Below are 18,439 nucleotides of genomic sequence, written 5' to 3' on the forward strand. Positions count from 1 at the left end.
GTGCTGCCGGGCGTCGCCGTGCCCGTAGGCTGGCCCCATGAGCACCGAGACGTCGCCCCGGGAGCACCCTCGGGCCGTCGCGATCGACCCCGCCACCGGCGTGCTGCCGGCCGTGCGGGCGCGCCGGACCGACGTGTCCGGCGGCCGCGAGGTCGGGGACGTCCCGACCTCGGTCCTGCTGTCCACGAGCGCCGCCGCCCGTGAGCCGGCGATCGATGCCCTCGATGCCGAGCGCACGACCGATGCAGACCGTTCCGCCGCCGTCCTGAAGGAGACCCGATGAACGATGCCAGCCCCCAGAGCGATGTCGCTGCGGCGACCACCACCAGTCGTCCGCAGCTCCCTGCCGCCGACGGCTCCACCGACCCGCACCAGTGGCTCGAGGATGTCACCGGGCAGGAGGCGCTGACCTGGGTCCGCGAGCACAACGCACGGGCCGAGGACGAGCTCGACGCGGTCGCCGACCCGCGTGACCCCGACGGCGCACCGCTCGCGCAGACCCTGCAGCACGAGATCCGCGAGATCCTCGATGCCAAGGACAAGATCCCCGGGGTGGTGCTGCGCGGCGAGCACCTCTACAACTTCTGGACCGACGCGGACCACGAGCGCGGGCTGTGGCGACGCACCACGCTCGAGTCCTATCGCACCGATGCCCCGGAGTGGGAGGTCCTGCTGGACGTCGACGCGCTCAACGAGGCCGAGGGCGAGGACTGGGTGTGGCACGGTGCGCGCCTGCTGCGGCCGACGGGCCTGGCCGACGGCGAGCCGTACCGCCACGCCCTCGTCGACCTCTCCCACGGCGGCTCGGACGCGGATGTCACCCGCGAGTTCGACCTGGAGACGCTCCAGTTCGTGCCCGAGTCCGAGGGCGGATTCTTCCGCCCCGAGGCCAAGGGCAGCCTCGGCTGGATCGACGTGGACACCGTCTGGGTGTGCACCGACTTCGGCGAGGGCACGCTGACCAGCTCCGGCTACGCCCGCCAGGCACGCCTGTGGACGCGCGGCACTCCGCTCGCCGAGGCGCAGCTGGTGCACGAGGTCGCCGAGACCGACATGGCCGTCTTCGCCGCCCATGACTCCACCCCGGGCTGGGAGCGCGACTGGGTCATCGAGGCGCATGCCTTCTACGACAGCACGATCCACGTGGTCGACCGCGAGCAGGACCCGCCGGTGCTGACGACGCTCGAGGTGCCGCGGGATCTCGAGGCGACCGCTCACCGCGACCTGGGCATCTTCAGCCCCCGCAGCGACTGGGAGCTGGACGGGGAGACCTACTCCGCCGGGTCCCTCGTGGTCGGCGACTTCGCGGGCTTCCTGGACGGCACGGCCGAGCTGCAGGTGCTGTTCGAGCCCACCGGATCCACCTCCCTCGAGGACATGACGATCACACGGACCACCGTGGTGCTCTCCGTCCTGGAGGACGTGGTGCACCGCCTCGAGGTGCACACCCGCGACGACGACGGCACCTGGGTGCGTCGGGACCTGTATCCCGAGCTCCAGGGATCGATCGGGGTCGCCGCGGTCGATGCCGACATCGATGACCGCATCTGGGTCACCGTCACCGGATTCATCGAGCCCACCACGCTGCTGCTCGGGGATCTCTCCGAGGTCGCCGGTGGGGGCGAGCCCGGAGCGCTCGAGACCATCAAGTCGACTCCCGCCCGCTTCGACGCGGAGGGCCTGGACGTCAGCCAGCACTTCGCGACGAGCGACGACGGCACCCGCATCCCGTACTTCGAGATCTCGCGCACCGACCGCGTGGAGTCGACGACCCCCTCGCCGACCCTGCTGTACGGCTACGGCGGCTTCGAGATCTCCCTGACCCCGGGCTACCTCGGAGCGATCGGGAAGGCCTGGCTGGAGCGGGGCGGCACCTATGTGCTGGCGAACATCCGCGGAGGCGGCGAGTACGGGCCCCGCTGGCACCAGGCCGCGCTCACCGAGAACCGCCACCGCGCCTACGAGGACTTCTCCTCCGTGGCGAAGGACCTCGTCGAGCGGGGCGTCACCGATCGCGACCACCTCGCGGTGCGCGGCGGCTCCAACGGCGGCCTGCTCACCGGCAACATGGTCACCCAGTACCCCGAGCTGTTCGGAGCGGTCATCATCCAGGTGCCGCTGCTGGACATGAAGCGGTACTCGCACCTGCTGGCCGGGGCCTCGTGGATGGCCGAGTACGGCGATCCGGACACCGAGGACTGGGAGTTCCTCCGCACCTTCAGCCCGTACCATCTGCTGCGTGCGGACGCCGGCCCCTCCTATCCGCCGACGTTCCTGCTCACCTCCACCCGTGACGACCGGGTCCATCCCGGGCACGCCCGCAAGTTCACCGCCGCGATGGAGTCCCTGGGTGCGGACGTCCGCTCGTGGGAGAACACCGAGGGCGGGCACGGGGGAGCGGCGACCAACGAGCAGGCGGCGCGGATGAACGCACTGCTGTACACCTTCCTGTGGAACACGATCGGAGCGTGAAGCTCCCCGCCATGCGCTCCGTCGACCTGTTCGATCGTGCCGCGCAGGATGATCTCCTGCAGATCCGCAACGACCTGATGACGGTCTACCGGGAGATCTCGGCGGAGGACCGACGCCTGTTCCCCCTGCGCTACGCGCGGGCCGTGCCGCGTCGGCCACGACGAGCCAGGAGCGGCCCGGGCAGGGCGTCGGTGAGGGCTGCGGCCGACGCGGCGACGGCGGGCGAACCGTCTGTCGCGCAGCCGCAGGTGCCGGTGCTGCTGATCCCCGACGGTCCCGAGCGGGCATCGGTGCTGCCCTATGACGTGCTGCGCCGCTCCCTCGCGGGGCGGGGCCTGGACGTGCTGATGATGGAGCATCGCGGCGTCGGTCTGTCCCGACTGGATGCGCTGGGGCAGGACCTGCCGGTCCAGGGGATGACGCTGCGCGAGGTGATCGGGGACCTGCTCGCCGTGCTCGATCACGCGCGGGCCCCGAGAGTCGTCGTCTACGGCGCGGGATACGGCGCGTATCTTGCGCAGGCGCTCGCCGTGTTCCATCCCGAGCGCGTGCACTCCCTCGTGCTCGACTCCCCGCTCACCAGCGCCGACGATGAGCTCATCGCGCAGCAGACGATGCGGGCGATGTACTGGGATGGCACGGTCCCCTCGACCTCCACGACGGCCGCGGTGCTGCGGCGCCTGGTCGCCGAGGGTGTGGTCGACGGACATCGGGCCGGGCCGGTGGTGCTCGCGGTGCACGAGCACGGCGGCCGCGCGGCCGTGCGCGACCTGGTGGATCTGCTCGCCCTGGGGCGAGGGCAGCTGACCTGGAACAGTGTGCGCCAGGTGCTCGACCAGGGATGGCTGCAGTCCACCCCGTACGTCATGGAGCACGACCTCACGGCACGCATCGGGTACACCGAGCTGGGCAAGGGCCGTCACGCCGACGGCGGGCCGCTGGACCCTCTGAGCGTGGCGGGGGAGCGGGCCCGGTCGGCGCCTCCGTTCACCTCCGAGGTGCTGGACCTGCACGAGCTCGCGCCGGCGATCACGGCCCCGACCCTCGTGATCTCCGGCTCCCAGGACCTCGTCGCCCCGCCGAGCATCGCCCGTGCCGTCGCTGAGCGGATCCCGGGGGCACGGCTCCTGGAGGTGAACGGCGCTGGGCATTCGATGCTCGATTCCCGCAGCCATATCACCCAGGTCGCCGCCCGCTGGGGCGCCTGCGGGGTGGCGCATCTGCTGCCCGAGCATGCCGCCGCGCTGGCGGCGCTGCCCGCGACCCCCACGGACCAGGCGCTCTCCCGCGGCCTGCAGATCGCCCTCGCCGCGGAACGGTACTCGCCATGGAGGCTGCGGGTGGAGTCGGTGAAGGCGAAGCGGGAGCAGGCCCAGGTCGATCCCCGGGCCCGCCGCACCCGGCACCTCAAGGTGGACTGACCCGATCGGTGGGCCACACCGGCGGGACACACCGGCGGGACACACCGGTGGGCCACACAGGCGGGCGGCACCGGTGGGCCGCACCGGCGGGCACCCCCGGCGGTGCCCCGTTCAGGGACGGCAGGCCACCCGGAAGCCGCCCTCCTCATGGACCGTCTCGAAGTCGGTGCCCCAGGTCTGCTGCGCCCAGTCGGCGATGTCCTCGGGCGGGCCGTCGGCCCAGGAGAACGCGTAGTCGTCGCTCAGCACGCAGTCCGGGACCCGCTGATTGGGGCCGTGGATCCACTGCACGTCGTGGTCGGGGACCGCATGCGCCATGAGTGTGATGTCCACCGCGAGCACGTCCCCGTCGGGCACCGCCTCGAGGGCGCTCGCCGCAGGCTCGGCGCGCCAGGTGGGCTCCCACTGGTCGGGGCGCACGACGTCCAGCACCGGCATCGCCCCGCCCAGCATCAGCGTGACCGCCGCGGAAGCGGCCACGGCCGTGACCCGTATCCGTGCCACCGGGATCGGGGCGTCCCGCCGTGCCCAGGCGGTCGCCCGCCCGGTGCGACGGTCGCCGAGCGCATCGAGCATCGCTGCGAGCACGATCGGCATGAGCAGCGCGTCGTAGTGCCAGCCCCAGCTCCAGTAGAAGTCCACGGTGCCGGCGAAGCGCCAGGCCAGCGTGGGCAGCAGCAGGAGGATCAGCGGCGAGCGGGCGCCGATCACCCCGGCCGCGAGCAGCAGCATGAGCACCAGGATCCACTTCGCCGGTGGCCAGAGCACCTCCAGCGGTGACCCGAGGTTGTCGGTGTAGTCGTACTGCCCGGCGGTGTTCAGCAGCGGCAGGATCACGAAGGTGGACAGCAGGAACCAGCCCGCACCCCAGCCGGCCAGACCGATGCCCTCGGCCCGGTGGGCGCGATGGCGCAGAGCGATGAGCACTCCCAGCACCGCGACCGTGAGCCCGAGGTCCTCCTTGACCAGGACCAGGGGCGCCGCCCACAGGATCGCGGGGAGCACCCTCCCGCGCAGCAGCGCCGTCAGCGACAGGGCCAGCAGCGGCACGGCGAACGCGATCTCGTGGAACTGCACGGAGGCCGCGGCCTGCAGTCCGAAGGAGAACACATAGGCGCCGCCGGCGAGGGAGCCGAGAGCGGGGCCGAGCCGGTCGATCGCGAGCCGGGTCAGCGGGATCGCGGAGACCCCGAGCAGCAGGGCCTGGGTCCACAGCAGTGCCTCGCCCGACGGCCACACCCACCAGACCGGGGCGAGCAGGGCCAGGATCGGGTGGAAGTGATCCCCCAGCAGGTTCACGTCGTCGCCCTTGATGGGGACGATCGGTGCCCGCAGCTCGCCGTAGTCCCGGGCGAGCTGGGTGAAGATCCCCAGATCCCAGGACTTGGCCACGAGGTGGCGGAACTGCTGGGTGCCCTGCATCCCGTAGGCGAGGGACGCGATGACCGCGAGCAGGGTCGGGACCAGACGGCGCACGAGCGCCGTCGTCCGCGCTGCGGCGTCGGCCGGTTCCGACGCGCTCCCGGGACGGGCATGCGGAGGGGCCGCTGGCGCGGTCGTGTCGGCGGGGAGGTCCACGCTGCGAGGGTATACGCCGCCTCCCCGACGGGGCCGCTCGCGCGGGTGCGCTGGTCTCGTCTCCGTCACGGATTCCGCGGAGCGGGCCCGGATCACGCCCATCTGTGATGGAGTGCACAGTGGCGGTGTGCACCGGGACCCCGGGCGTGATGAGGCGCGGCACCCGCTTCATCCCGTCCCCCGGAGGAATGCCACGATGCACGTGAACCGTCCTGCCCTGCCCAGACCCAGAGGAGTGCTCGCGGCCACGGCCGGTGCGGCGCTCGTCGCCGGTCTCCTGGTGGCCCCGCCCGCACTCGCCGAGGGCGACTCCCCCGAGCCGCTCGGCACCGCGACCGAGCTCGGCGTCGAGGCGCCGACCCCGACCGACACGCTCGACGCGGCTGAGACCGCCGTGCCGGGACGCTGGCTCGTGGAGGTCGAGGGACAGCCCGTGCTGCGCGGCGGCAACTCGTCGCACAACACGCGCTCCCAGGAGCAGGTCCAGGAGCGTGCGCAGTCGGCCCAGATCGAGCTCGAGGTCGAGGAGACCTTCGTGTCGGGCTGGAACGGTATGAGCGTCGCGATGGAGGACGGCGACGTGGACCGGCTCCGTGCCGTCCAGGGCGTCACCGCCGTGTACCCCGTGCTCGAGGTCCCGATGCCCGATCCGATCGATGCCGAGCCGGACGACCGGGCCGGCAACGCCATGACCGGCGTCGACCAGATCCAGCAGGTCGACGGGCTCACCGGCGAGGGAGTCACCGTCGCGGTGATCGACTCCGGGATCGACTACAACAACCCTGATCTGGGCGGCTCCGGCGTGGACGACGAGCAGGCCGACTTCCCGAACGACCGGGTGGTGGGCGGCTACGACTTCGTGGGCGATGACTACGACTCCCGCACCGGAGAGGATCCCGTCCCGGACGAGTTCCCCGATGACTGCGGCGGCCACGGCTCCCACGTCGCCGGGATCATCGGCGCGGACGGCGAGGTGCTGGGCGCCGCCCCGGACGTCGACCTGATGTCCTATCGGGTGTTCGGCTGCGAGGGCTCCAGCAGCACCGACGTGATCCTCGGGGCGATGGAGCAGGCCGCGACCGACGGGGTGGACGTGGTGAACATGTCCCTCGGTGCGAGCTTCATGACCTGGCAGGACTACCCGACCGCGCAGCTCACCGACTCGCTCACCGCCCGCGGCATCACCGTCGTGATCTCCGCCGGCAACGAGGGCGCCGCCGGCACCTTCTCCAGCGGGGCTCCGGGCGTCGCCTCCAGTGCGATCACCGTCGCCTCCGTGGACAGCACGCAGGTGCGCTCACCCTTCGCGACCGCGGCAGGGTCGGAGATCGGATACTCAGAGGCCACCGGCGCTCCCACGACGCCGACCTCCGGCGAGCTCGCGCTGATCTCCGCGGGCGAGCCGGGCTCGGAGGCCGCTCAGGCCTGTGACCCGGCCGCCGTGACGCCTGCCGACGGCTCCGGCCAGGCCCTCCTGGTCGAGCGCGGGGTGTGCTCCTTCTACGAGAAGGCGCTGGCCGGGCAGGAGGCCGGCTACGACGCCGTGATCCTCTACGACAACGCCCCGGGCACGCTGAACCCCACGGTCGAGGGTGATCCCGCGATCACGATCCCGGTGGTCATGGCCGGTCAGGAGGACGGCCTCGCCCTGCAGAAGGCGCTCGCGGACGGCGACGTGACCTGGGCCTGGCAGGAGGGGACCATCGTGCTCGACAATCCCACTGCCGGCATGGTCTCCGACTTCTCCTCCTACGGCCTCACCGCCGAGCTGGAGCTCACCCCGGACATCGCCGCGCCGGGCGGGTCGATCTGGTCGACGCTCCCGCTCGAGCAGGGCGGGCACGGCACCAAGTCCGGCACCTCGATGGCGGCGCCGCATGTCGCCGGCGCTGCAGCGCTGATGCTGCAGGATTCCCCGGACCTCGCTCCGCTGGACGTGAAGACCGCGATGATGAACTCTGCGGACCCGCTGACCTGGTCGCTCTCCCCGGACGCCGGACTCCTCGAGCCGGTTCACCGTCAGGGCGCCGGACTGCTCGACATGGTCGGCGCCGTGCATTCCATGACCACGGTGGAGCAGCCCACGATCTCGCTGGGCGAAGGAGAGGACGGCCCCACGACCGTCACGCTCGAGGTCAGCAACGACTCCGAGACCGAGCAGACCTACCAGGTCGGTGTTCGGCACGGTGTGGCCACCGGGCCCACCACCACCGACCCGGAGTTCTACGACGCCGAAGGGATCGCCGAGCCGGCGGCGTCCGTCCTGACGGTCCCCGCCCACGGCACCTCGCAGCTCGACGTCACCCTCGGTGAGGACTTCGGCGAGGACGGCATCATCTACGGCGGCTGGATCACCCTGAGCGGCGCGGAGGACGACATGGTCGTCCCCTTCGCAGGGCTCTCGGGCGACTATCAGGCGCTGCCCGTGCTCGACGAGGCCGGCTTGGGGCTGCCCGCCCTCGGGGTCACCGACGGTGACGACGGCGTGCTGCTGGACCCGGAGGGGGGACACACCTACACGATGGAGGACGGTGACGTCCCGTACCTCGCGTACTTCCTGGCGTACCCGGCCGAGCGGCTCGAGATCCGTGCGTACGAGGTGCGTGCGGACGGCGCGCTGAAGATCGTGAACCCCTCCGTGGGCACGATCGAGGCGACAGATCACGTGGGTCGCAGCGAGGAGCCCGAGGTCTTCGCCTGGGACGGCAGCTTCGTGCTGAAGAACGAGAAGCCGCGCAGCGCGAAGAACGGGACGTACGTGCTCGAGGTGGCCGCCCTGCGACCGCTCGGTGACCCGGAGAACCCGGAGCACTGGGAGACCGTCAGGACGCCGCAGTTCTCGATCGACTACGCGAACCCGCGCCAGCCCGGTCAGCGCTGAGTTCCCTGACGGGCAGCGCTGGGCCACAGCGAGAGGGCGGCGGCACCATCACGGTGCCGCCGCCCTCCTCGTGCCCGCGCCCATCGCGCGGCGCCCCTCAGCGGGAGAGGATCCAGTTCATGTCGAGGCGCGCGAAGGTGATCGCCTCGTCCTCGGCCTCGTAGAGCAGACCGAACAGGCCGCGCCGGATCGGGATGATCACCGAGTACTGGCAGGCGCCGGACTGGAAGATCCGCTTGCGCTCCCAGGTGGCGCCGTCGTCGGTCGAGATCTCGACCGTGCCGTTGACGCGGTCGTCGGGCTCGTGGTCGGCATGGGAGAACAGCAGGATCCTGGACTTGCGTGATCCCGGGGCCGCGTCCGGGTACGCGCGCGTGATCTGCGCGTTGTTGCCCGGATCGACGAGGGACTCGTCGCGGTGCAGGCCCTCCCAGGTCTCGCCGCCGTCGTGGCTGAGGGCCACCCAGCGGCGACCGGTGCGCACGTTCTCCCGGGAGTTCATCATCAGCGTGCCGTCGGAGAGCTCGACGACCTTGTTCTCGTCCATCTCGGTGCCGACCGGCGTGCCCATCGTCCAGGTCTCGCCGTGGTCGTCGGAGTACAGCGAGTACGCCTTGACGTCCTCGCTGCCGTCGGCCTGGCGGAACCAGCCCGCGTACTGCTGCACCAGACGCCCGGCGTAGGGGCCGGTGCGCACCTGGATGCCCGCGCCCGAGGAGGCGAACGTGGCGCGGCAGTCCTCGGGCTTCACGATCGTGGTGAGGGAGCGGTACTCCCAGCTCTCCCCGTCGTCGTGGCTGGTCGCGACGGTGGCGCTGGCGATGTTGCGGTCCTCGTCGTCGTTGCCGTACTCGCTGTCCCACATGCCGACGTCCTTGGAGAAGACGCTGAAGCAGAAGATGGTGCCGGTCTCGCGATCGACCACGTAGGACGGGTCGCTGTAGCCGAGCTTCTCGCCGGGCTCGGTGGACTCCACGCCCGCGCGGATCACCGTCGGCTCCTCCCAGGTGCGTCCGTTGTCGCGGGAGCGGCGCTGCCAGAGGGAGTTCGGGGAGGGGGAGTCCCCGCCCACCGGCCGCTTGTCGTAGGCGGCGAGCAGGTCGCCGCTCGGGGCGACGGCCAGCGCCGGGATGCGGAAGTTCTGGACGCCGTGGTCGCCTGGTGCGGCGAGCACCTGCTCCTCGTAGAGGCCGTGCCGGCGGCCGTTCTCCTTCGCCGGGGGCAGGGCGAGGGCGCTCGCGCTCCCGGCTCCGAGTGCGGTGAGCCCGGCGGCGGCGCCGATCATGCTTCGTCGTGTCATGTCCATCTGGTGACTCCTTCGTCGGGGAGGGATCGTTCTGTCGGGTCAGGCGGTGGTCACGGCGTCGCGGAACCACGTGGTGATGCTCGTGGGGTGGGTGATCGCGGTGCCGACGACGACGGCGAACGCGCCGGCGGCGCGAGCGGCCGCGGCCTGGGCAGGGGAGTGCACGCGCCCTTCGGCGATCAGCACGCTCGTGGCGGGAAGACGAGCCGCGAGCTCGGTGAGGAGGTCGAGATCGGGGCCGTCGACCGGCGGGCGGCTGTCGGTGTAGCCGGCGAGGGTGGTGCCGATGAGGTCGATGCCGAGCTCGGCGGCGGCCAGGGCGCTGTCGACGTCGTCGCAGTCCGCCATGATCGGTCCGTCGAATCGTTCCCGCACGGTCGCGACGGTCTCGGCGAGGGTGCGGCCGTCGGGTCGGGGACGGCGGGTGCCGTCCAGAGCCAGGACGTCGGCCCCGGCGTCGATCACGGCGAGGCAGTGCTCGAGAGTGGGGGTGATGAACACGCCCTCGGCGCCGTCCTTCCAGATGCCGATGACGGGGACGTCGACGGTGCTCTTCACGGCGCGGATGTCCTCGAGGCCCTGGGCGCGCACCGCGGTGGCGCCGCCGCGCTGGACCGAGGCGGCGACCTGCGCCATGGTGCCGGGATCGCGCATCGGCTCACCGGGATAGGCCTGGCAGGAGACGATCAGCGTGCCCTCGAGCGGGGCGATCAGGGGATGCATGGGGAGCCTTTCGGGGGCGCGAGCAGGTCGTCGTGGGCACGGGCGGCGGCGCCGAGCAGGGCGGCATGGGCGCCGGCCTCGGCGGGGAGCACCGGGGTCGCGGCGACCACGTCCATCGCGTCGTGCGCGATGCCCTGGCGCACCGCGTCGCTCCAGGGGCCGTCCGCGTCGGAGACGCCGCCGGCCAGGGCGACCGCCGCCGCATCGAGCACGTTGAGCAGGCCGCCGATCACCCGGCCTGTGGCGAAGCCCGCGAGACGGTAGGCCTCGAGGGCGACGGGGTCTCCGTCATGGGCGGCACGTGCGAGGTCGTGGCCGTCTGCATACGCCGGACTCGTCGGGCCGACGTCGCCACGGCGCCGGTCGAGGCGATGCGATCCGTCGCTGCCGGTCGGACCCGTGCCGATCGCCTCCTCAGGGGTGACGGCCTCGGCGCGCAGGCGCCGGGCGAGCTGGACGATGCCCGGACCGGAGGCGAAGCCCTCGAGATGGCCGATCCGCCCGCACGGGCACGGCACCCCCTCGGCCTCCGGCACCGCGAGGTGGCCGACGTGCCCGGCGGCGCCCCGTGACCCCAGGACGGCGGAGCCGCCGAGGACGTGACAGCCGCCGATCCCGGTGCCCACGGCGATCAGCAGCAGGGAGGGGCGGTCGCGGCCCACGCCGAAGCGGGCCTCGCCGATCCCGTGCGCGTGCACGTCGTTCAGCACACTGACGGGCACTGCGAAGCGGGCGGCGAACGGCCCGTTGAGGTCGGTGCCCGCCCAGCCGGACAGGGACTCGGTGGCATGGGTGACGCGACCACGGGTCGCATCGATCACCCCGGCGGAGGAGATGCCGACGGCGGCGATGTCCGCGCCGTCCCGCACCGACTCGGCGAGGGCGAGAGCGGCCTCGAGGATCGCCGCACGTCCTTCCGTCGCGGGAGTGGCCACGGTGGCGACCCGCTCCACACGCGGTGGCCGTCCTGCAGGCGGCTTCCCCATCGGGCGCGCGACGGCGTCGACCGGACCCGCGCCGCTGACCAGGGCGGCACGGATCTTGGTGCCCCCGAGGTCGAGGGCGAGGACCGGGTCAGGCATGCGCGCCGCCCAGCAGACCCGTCTGCTCGAGGATGGTGCGGATCTTCCCCACGGCCTCGCCCTCGAGCGGCGACATCGGGGTGGAGACGTTGTTGGTCGCGATGATGCCGAGCTCCCGCAGCGCGGTCTTGAAGGCGCCGATGCCGGCGGCCGGGCCCACCTTGTCGGTGGGCTGGAAGACGATCTCGAACAGCGCGGCCAGGCGGTCCTGCTCCTGGCGCACCAGCGCCCAGTCCTCGGCCTGCGCGGCACGGTGCATGCGGGCGTAGCCGGCGGGGTCCACGTTGCCCAGGCCCGGCACGGAGCCGTCGGCGCCGGAGAGGTAGGCGCCGTCGACGACGACCTCGTGGCCGGTCAGCAGCGTCAGCGGGGATCCGGCGGCGCGGTTCGCGGCGGCCAGGCGGCGGAAGCCCACGTCATCTCCGCTGGAGTCCTTCACCCCGGTGATCACGCCGTCGCGGCCCAGCTGCAGGAGGTGCGCGGCGGAGAGCTTGGTGTGCACGCACACGGGGATGTCGTACGCCCAGATCGGGCCGTCGGCGGCGGCCGCGATCGTGCGGAAGTGGGTGTCGATCTCCTCGGGGCCGGTGATCGCGTAGAAGGGGGCGGTGACCACGTAGCCGTCCAGGCCGAAGCGCTCGGCTTCGCGCAGGTGGTGGAGGACACGGTCGGTCTGCATGTCGATCACACCGGCGATGACGGGCACCTGGCCCGCGACGAAGCCGGTCACGGCCTCGAGCACCTGCGCACGGCGGGCGTCGTCGGCGTAGGCGACCTCGCCGCTCGAGCCGAGCGCGAAGATCCCGTCGACCCCGCCCTCCAGGAGATGGGCCACCAGGCGCTCGAGGGAGACCATGTCGATCTCTCCCTCGGCGGTCAGCGGCGTGAGCAGCGGCGGGACGACGCCGGCGAGGCGAGCGGCCGAGGAGGCGGTGGTGGCGGGGGAGGACTGCGAGGTGGTCATGTCCGAGGTGCTCCTTCGAGAAGCGTGCGGTGAGCGGGAAATCAGGGGTGCGGGGGAATCGGTGGGACGAGAGGACGAGCGGGCGGGCCGCGCGGGTGCGGTCCGCCGCGCCGGCCTCACAGGAGGGACGGAGCGGCGGCGAGCAGCGTGCGGGTGTAGTCGTCCTGGGCGTCGGTGAAGATCCGTTCGGCGGTGTCGTGCTCGACGACCTTGCCGTGGTTCATCACGATGATCGAGTCGGAGACGAAGCGGACGGTGCTGATGTCGTGCGAGATGAACACCAGGCCCAGGCCGAGCTCCCGCTTCAGGTCCATGAGCAGGTTCAGCACCTGGGCGCGCACTGACACGTCCAGGGCGCTGGTGGGCTCGTCGGCGACGATGATCTGCGGCTCGAGCGCCAGGGCGCGGGCGATCGCCACGCGTTGCCGCTGCCCGCCGGAGATCTGTCGGGGCAGCACCTCGAGGGCGGATTGCGGAAGCCCCACCAGGTGCAGGAGGTCCTTCACCCGGGCGAGGCGCTCCTTCTCCGTGCCGACGCCGTGCACCCGCAGGGGATCCATGAGCGTCTCGCGCACCGGGAGGCGGGGGTTCAGCGCCGTGGCCGGGTCCTGGAAGACCACGGAGACCGTGCGGCCGAGCTCGCGACGGCGCTCGCGGGAGCGGCTGAAGGGACGTCCATCGAAGCGGACCGTCCCGCTGGTCACCGGCTGCAGGCCGGTCATCACGCGAGCCAGGGTCGACTTCCCCGATCCGGACTCGCCGACGATGCCGAGCACCTCCCCGCGACGCACGGACACGCTCACGCCGTCGACGGCGCGGATCGTGTCGGGGTGCAGCAGGCTGCCGGTGCGGAGCTTGTGCACGACGTGCACGTCGCGCAGCTCGATCGTGGGCACGTCACCGGCGGTCGGAGCGGCCGGTGTCCTCGGAGCCGTGGTCTCGGTCATCGCAGTTCTCCTTCGAGGGGTGCGGGGACGTCGCCGGTGCTGGCCACGAGGTGGCTGGGTCCGCCGACCTCCAGCAGGCGCGGCCGCACGGTGGGATCGGCCGACGGATCCAGCGAGCGCGGGGCGAAGCGGTCGCCCAGGGCGAAGTCGCGCGGTGAGGGGACGGTACCGGGGACCTGGTGCAGGCGCTGGGCGCCCGATTCGATCGACAGCACCGAGCCGAGCAGACCGCGGGTGTACTCGTGGCGGGGGTCGGTGAGCAGGTCGTGCTGATCGCCCTGCTCGATCACCTGCCCGGCGTACATGACGGTCACGCGGTGGGCGAGCTGCGAGACCAGGGCGAGATCGTGGCTGACGAACACCATCGCGAATCCCAGCTCCTCGCGCAGCGAGTTCAACAGATCCACGACCTGCTTCTGCACGGTGACGTCGAGAGCGGTGGTGGGCTCATCGGCGATCACCAGCTTCGGATCACGGGTCAGGGCCATCGCGATGAGCACGCGCTGGCGCTGGCCGCCGGAGAGCTCATGCGGGTAGGCGGCGAGCGTGCGCTGGGGATCCAGGCCCACCAGCTCGAGCAGGTCGGCCGCGCTGCGGGTGCCGCCACGGCGGGTCAGCTGCGCCAGCTGCGAGCGGATCAGCATCGAGGGGTTCAGGGAGCTCAGCGCGTCCTGGTAGATCATCGCGATCTCGTGGCCGCGCAGGGCGTTCATCTTCTTGGTGGGCAGCGAGAGCAGGTCGACGTCGCCCAGCATGATCTTCCCGCTGATCCGGGCGGTGCGGGGCAGCAGTCCCATGATTGCGAGGCTCGCGACGGACTTGCCCGAACCGGACTCGCCCACCAGGCCCATGGTCTCGCCGGGACGCACCTGGAAGGAGATGCCGTCGAGGATGTCGGTCTCGCCGTGGGCCTCCGGGAAGGCGACGTGCAGGTCCTGGACATCCAGCAGGGGCGGCGCGGAGGCATCGACCATCTCGCGCTCCGGGCGGGCGAGCTCGGCGGCGCGGAGCGCGGCGAGGGAGTCGTGCAGCAGACGCGTCGAGGTCTCGCGATCGGTCGCACCGAGCGCTGCGGGACGCTCGTCGGTCCCGGTTCCGGTCCAGGACTCGGTCCCGGTCCTGGACTCGGAACTCCCGTTGCCGTCCGCGTCGTCTGCGTCGTCTGCGTCGTCCGACGCCAGGGCCGGCGTCGCGGCGGCGGGCGTCGCCTGACCGGCCTGGGCGGCCTCCTCGGCGCCCACGTCGACCTTCGTGCGGATCCGCGGGCTGGCCATCGCATCCGTGAGGCCCTCGGAGAGGATGTTCAAGGAGAGCACGGTGAGCAGGATGGCGAGGCCGGGGAAGAACGTCGGCCACCAGTAGCCCGCCAGCAGCAGCTGCTTGCCCTGGGAGAGGATGTTGCCCCAGGACGGGGCAGGAGGCTGCACGCCCGCGTTGATGAAGGACAGCGAGGCCTCCAGCACGATGGCGTCGGCGACCAGGACGGTCGCGAACACCATGATCGGGGCGATGCAGTTGCGGGCCACGTGCTTGACCAGGATCCACGGGGTGGAGGCACCCATGACCTGCGAGGCCGCCACATAGTCCTCCCCGAACTGGGAGAGCACGTTGGCGCGCACCACCCGGGCCAGCTGCGGCACGTACAGGAAGCCGATCGCGAAGATCAGCACCGGCAGCGAGGTGCCGAACACGGCGACGAACACGGCGGCCAGGGCGATGCCCGGGAACGACATGACCACGTCGAGGGCCCGCATGAGGATCTCGGAGGGGAGCTTCGCAGCGGTGGCGGCGAAGGAGCCCAGCACAGCGGCGGCGGCCAGGGCGGCGGCGGTCGCGGCCAGACCGATCAGCAGCGAGGAGCGGGCGCCGTGGGCGACGCGCGAGAAGATGTCGCGCCCGATGGAGTCGGTGCCCATCCAGTGGTCGGCGCTGGGAGGCTGCACGGGGGTGCCGGTCGCGAGCGGACCGTGCGGGGCGATCAGTGGGGCGAAGACCGCCAGCAGTGTGAGCAGCACCAGGAACAGCACGGCGATGCGGCTGGGCAGGGGGAGGGCGGTGAAGGGGGCCAGGGGTCGGCCGCTGAGGGACTGGAGGCGGGCTCCGAGCTTCGGTCGCATGTCAGATGCTCCTGATGCGGGGGTTGACGACGACGTACAGGAGGTCCACGGCGATGTTCACGAGGATGAAGGCGATCGCGACCACGAGGGTCACGCCCTGCACGAGGAACACGTCGTTGCGGGTGACGCCGTCGAGGATGAGCTGGCCCATGGCCTGGATGTTGAAGATGATCTCGATGACCACGGCGCCGCCCATGAGGTAGCCGACGCGCAGGCCGAGCACGGTGATCGGGGTGATCAGCGCATTGCGCAGCACGTTGCGGCTCACCACGATCGGGTACGGGATGCCGGCGCCGATGGCGGTGCGCACGTAGTCCCGGTCGAGCTCCTCGACCATCGCGGTGCGGACCACTCGGGTGAGCGATCCGGCGACGGGGATGCCCAGCGCCAGCGCGGGCAGGGCGATGTTGTTCAGGTAGACGCCGGGATCCTCGAAGAACCCGACCCAGCCGGAGACCAGCGAGGGGAAGAGGTACCAGCCGCCGGGGATGTCCCCGAGCCACTGGATCAGCAGCAGCGCGAGCCAGAAGGAGGGCGTGGCGAGGGAGGCCACGGAGAACACGCGGATCGCCTGATCCACCCAGCGGTCACGGAAGAGAGCGGCGAGCACACCGAGCACGGCCGCGAGCACGATCGCGATCACCAGACCCAGGAAGGTCAGCTGCAGCGTGATCGGCAGGGCCTTGGCGACGATCTCGGTGACCGGGGTGTTGCCGGTCGTGGTGCCGAGATCACCGCGGAACAGACCGCCGAGGAAGGAGAAGTAGCGCTCCATGAGCGGGTCGTTCAGGCCGTTGGCCTCGCGGTACAGCTCAAGAGCCTCCGGCGAGGCGGATTCACCGAGCGCACGGCGCGCGGGATCCTGGGGCGAGAGCGACATGATGACGAACACCAGCAGGGTGACGCCGAGGATCATGAGCGGAAGCGCGACGAGGCGCCGCCCGATGAGTCGGACGAATTGGGACACGAGGCCCTCCGGGGGTCGATCAGTGGGTCAGGAAAAGGGCCGACGGGGCCCGCGGGAGCCGACGGGGCGGGACGGATCCGTTCCGTCCCGCCCCGAGCGGGTCACTCCGCCGTCGTGGAGGCGACGTCGATGAAGCTCAGGCCCGTGAGCGAGATCGGCTGGAAGTCCACCAGCGTGGTGGGGTCCCAGGCCGTCGGGGCGTCGCGGTGGAAGAGCGGGTACAGCGGGACCTCCTCGGAGAGCAGGTCGAAGAGCTGTCCCCAGACCTGCTCCTGCTCGTCTTCGTCGACGGTCTCCAGGCCCTGGGTGAGCAGCTCCTGCACCTCGTCGTAGGAGTCCTGGCCCTTCCAGTGCATACGACCGTCGGTCCAGACGTCGGCGCCGTACCACCAGCGCAGCAGCAGGTCGGGGTCGTTGCCGAACACCGAGGGGTCGCCGGGGGCGACCATCACGTCGTATGCGTCGGGATCCCCGTCCACCGTGTTGTAGGCGTCGGCCGACTGCTTCTGCTCGAAGGACACGTCGATGCCGACCGCGGTGAGCGACTCCTGGATGATCGGGGTGCACTGCTGGACCCAGTCGTGATCGGTGACCAGCATGCGCAGGGAGGTCAGGCCCGTCTCCTCGAACAGGGCCTTGGCCTTGTCGGCGTCCAGGGAGTAGACCGTGGAGGCTTCCTTGTAGTTCGGGTGGTCCTTCTGCACGAAGCAGCTGGCGGGTTCCGCCTGGCCGCTGACACCGGTCTCGATGACCTTGTCCATGTCGATGGCGTAGAGGAACGCCTGACGGTTCCTCAGGTCATGGAAGGGGTTGTCCTCGGAGTTGTTGAACATCGCGAACAGCAGGCCGAAACCGCCGACGGACTCGACCTTCCCGCTGGAGTCCAGCTGGTCGATCGAGAGGTAGGGGACGGAGTCGATGGCCTGCACGGTGCCGGACTGGATGGCGTTCGTGCGGGTCGAGGCGTCCGGGATGATCTCCCAGCTCATGGTCTTGGCCTGGGCGGGCATCTGGCCGGTGTAGTCGTCGAACCGTTCGAACTCGATGACCTTGGAGGCGGCGCCGTTGTCGGTCATCTTCCAGGGGCCCGAGCCGATCGGGTCGGAGTCGAAGGCCTTGGGGTCCGCCTCGACGGCCTCCTTCGGCACGATCTTCACCGTCGAGAGCCGATCGCCGAACACGGCGGTGGGAGTGGAAAGGGTGAAGGTGATGGTGGTGTCGTCCTTCGCGTCGACCGCCTCGATGAAGGGGATGAACTGCGCATACAGCGACGCGTTCTCCGGGTCCATGACCCGCTCGAAGGAGAAGACGACGTCGTCCGCGGTCACGGGGGAGCCGTCGTGGAAGGTGGCGCCGTCCCGCAGCGTCACGTCCACCGAGGTGGACTCGGCGGCGGGGATCTCGGTGGCCAGTGCCGGATAGGCCTCGCGGGTCACGGGATGCAGCTCGGTGAGGCCCTCGAGGGTGTGCCAGTTGACGGCGACCGTCAGCGCGGCCGAGGTGGTCATCGGGTCGTACCCGTTGGTGCCGAGCTCATAGCTGATGGCAGCGCTGAGATGGCCGTCCGGATCCGCGTCGCCGGCAGGAGCGCCGCCGCCGTCGGATCCGGCGTTGCCGCCGGCGTTTTTCGGGGCGCAGGCGCCGATGCCGGCCACGACACCCGCGGCGCCGGCGAGGGCGGCGGAGCCGCGGAGGAAGCTGCGCCGGCCGAGTCGATCGACGTGATTGATGATCACCGTTGATGCATCCCTTCAAGGAGTGGTCCCGGCGCGTGCGGCGTCGGGTTCGGGGGAACGCCGTCCTCGCAGTCCGACGACAATCGCCACCCTGCGAAGATCAGACGTATGATGTCTGATGACCGGGACAGTACAGGAAGAGATCACTGATCGCCACCACGATTCCGGGATTCGATACGCAGCAGTGACCATCCGGGCCGACCTGCGGCCGCAGGGTCCGGCACGGCATGATGGAGCAGACGTCA

At 71.2% G+C, this 18,439-nt stretch carries 13 protein-coding genes; 4 read left to right on the top strand and 9 right to left on the bottom strand.

Annotated features, from left to right (window positions below):
- The first annotated feature begins 37 nt into the window (after nt 1–37).
- The 3 genes from CIK81_RS11765 to CIK81_RS11775 are packed head-to-tail and all read left to right on the top strand — an operon-like array spanning nt 38 to nt 3,893.
- Entirely contained in the window at nt 38–283 is a 246-nt protein-coding gene (locus CIK81_RS11765) for a hypothetical protein (protein ID WP_096163886.1), read from the top strand.
- Complete coding sequence (locus CIK81_RS11770; RefSeq protein WP_114355744.1) at nt 280–2,472, top strand: prolyl oligopeptidase family protein; 2,193 nt, start codon at nt 280–282, stop codon at nt 2,470–2,472. Before CIK81_RS11765 ends, CIK81_RS11770 begins: the two co-directional genes overlap by 4 nt.
- A complete protein-coding gene (locus CIK81_RS11775) occupies nt 2,469–3,893 on the top strand; it encodes an alpha/beta fold hydrolase (protein WP_114355745.1) in 1,425 nt (474 codons plus the stop codon). The genes CIK81_RS11770 and CIK81_RS11775 overlap by 4 nt, the downstream gene beginning before the upstream one ends.
- A 111-nt stretch (nt 3,894–4,004) precedes the next feature.
- Here CIK81_RS11775 and CIK81_RS11780 read toward each other — a convergent pair whose 3' ends face one another.
- Nucleotides 4,005–5,471 carry a DUF2079 domain-containing protein gene (locus CIK81_RS11780; RefSeq protein ID WP_241964138.1) on the bottom strand — a complete coding sequence of 489 codons (1,467 nt, stop codon included), beginning with the start codon at nt 5,469–5,471 and terminating at the stop codon, nt 4,005–4,007.
- Nucleotides 5,472–5,667: 196 nt separating this feature from the next.
- Here CIK81_RS11780 and CIK81_RS18760 point away from each other — a divergent pair, with 196 nt between their 5' ends.
- Nucleotides 5,668–8,352, top strand: coding sequence for a S8 family serine peptidase (locus tag CIK81_RS18760; RefSeq protein ID WP_158542017.1), 2,685 nt, complete (start codon nt 5,668–5,670; stop codon nt 8,350–8,352).
- A gap of 97 nt (nt 8,353–8,449) precedes the next feature.
- On the opposite strand, the gene CIK81_RS11790 is transcribed toward CIK81_RS18760, so the two are convergent.
- From CIK81_RS11790 to CIK81_RS11825, 8 genes are all read right to left on the bottom strand, one after another.
- Nucleotides 8,450–9,652: an exo-alpha-sialidase gene (locus CIK81_RS11790; protein WP_158542018.1), complete on the bottom strand. Its 1,203-nt coding sequence runs from the start codon at nt 9,650–9,652 to the stop codon at nt 8,450–8,452.
- 45 nt (nt 9,653–9,697) lie between these two features.
- Nucleotides 9,698–10,381: an N-acetylmannosamine-6-phosphate 2-epimerase gene (locus CIK81_RS11795; protein ID WP_096163891.1), complete on the bottom strand. Its 684-nt coding sequence runs from the start codon at nt 10,379–10,381 to the stop codon at nt 9,698–9,700.
- Nucleotides 10,369–11,463 carry an ROK family protein gene (locus CIK81_RS11800; protein ID WP_114355748.1) on the bottom strand — a complete coding sequence of 365 codons (1,095 nt, stop codon included), beginning with the start codon at nt 11,461–11,463 and terminating at the stop codon, nt 10,369–10,371. The genes CIK81_RS11795 and CIK81_RS11800 overlap by 13 nt, the downstream gene beginning before the upstream one ends.
- A complete protein-coding gene (locus tag CIK81_RS11805; RefSeq protein WP_114305058.1) occupies nt 11,456–12,427 on the bottom strand; it encodes a dihydrodipicolinate synthase family protein in 972 nt (323 codons plus the stop codon). The genes CIK81_RS11800 and CIK81_RS11805 overlap by 8 nt, the downstream gene beginning before the upstream one ends.
- Nucleotides 12,428–12,543: 116 nt before the next feature.
- A complete protein-coding gene (locus CIK81_RS11810) occupies nt 12,544–13,374 on the bottom strand; it encodes an ABC transporter ATP-binding protein (RefSeq protein ID WP_096163894.1) in 831 nt (276 codons plus the stop codon).
- A complete protein-coding gene (locus tag CIK81_RS11815) occupies nt 13,371–15,491 on the bottom strand; it encodes a dipeptide/oligopeptide/nickel ABC transporter permease/ATP-binding protein (RefSeq protein ID WP_114305059.1) in 2,121 nt (706 codons plus the stop codon). The genes CIK81_RS11810 and CIK81_RS11815 overlap by 4 nt, the downstream gene beginning before the upstream one ends.
- A gap of 1 nt (nt 15,492) precedes the next feature.
- Nucleotides 15,493–16,458: an ABC transporter permease gene (locus CIK81_RS11820; RefSeq protein WP_096163896.1), complete on the bottom strand. Its 966-nt coding sequence runs from the start codon at nt 16,456–16,458 to the stop codon at nt 15,493–15,495.
- 101 nt (nt 16,459–16,559) lie between these two features.
- The gene (locus tag CIK81_RS11825; RefSeq protein ID WP_114355749.1) at nt 16,560–18,194 is read right to left on the bottom strand and encodes an ABC transporter substrate-binding protein; all 1,635 of its coding nucleotides are present in this window, start codon (nt 18,192–18,194) and stop codon (nt 16,560–16,562) included.
- Nucleotides 18,195–18,439 lie beyond the last annotated feature (245 nt).

Origin of the sequence: Brachybacterium sp. JB7 (assembly GCF_003335205.1) — a bacterium.
Classification (GTDB): Bacteria; Actinomycetota; Actinomycetes; order Actinomycetales; family Dermabacteraceae; genus Brachybacterium; species Brachybacterium alimentarium.

Bases quoted from the DNA above. Each gene is read 5' to 3' on its own strand.
- CIK81_RS11765 (WP_096163886.1), top strand. From the start codon at position 38: ATGAGCACCGAGACGTCGCCCCGGGAGCACCCTCGGGCCGTCGCGATC.
- CIK81_RS11805 (WP_114305058.1), bottom strand. From the start codon at position 12,427: ATGACCACCTCGCAGTCCTCCCCCGCCACCACCGCCTCCTCGGCCGCT.
- CIK81_RS11800 (WP_114355748.1), bottom strand. From the start codon at position 11,463: ATGCCTGACCCGGTCCTCGCCCTCGACCTCGGGGGCACCAAGATCCGT.
- CIK81_RS18760 (WP_158542017.1), top strand. From the start codon at position 5,668: ATGCACGTGAACCGTCCTGCCCTGCCCAGACCCAGAGGAGTGCTCGCG.
- CIK81_RS11815 (WP_114305059.1), bottom strand. From the start codon at position 15,491: ATGCGACCGAAGCTCGGAGCCCGCCTCCAGTCCCTCAGCGGCCGACCC.
- CIK81_RS11790 (WP_158542018.1), bottom strand. From the start codon at position 9,652: ATGACACGACGAAGCATGATCGGCGCCGCCGCCGGGCTCACCGCACTC.
- CIK81_RS11770 (WP_114355744.1), top strand. From the start codon at position 280: ATGAACGATGCCAGCCCCCAGAGCGATGTCGCTGCGGCGACCACCACC.
- CIK81_RS11795 (WP_096163891.1), bottom strand. From the start codon at position 10,381: ATGCATCCCCTGATCGCCCCGCTCGAGGGCACGCTGATCGTCTCCTGC.
- CIK81_RS11810 (WP_096163894.1), bottom strand. From the start codon at position 13,374: ATGACCGAGACCACGGCTCCGAGGACACCGGCCGCTCCGACCGCCGGT.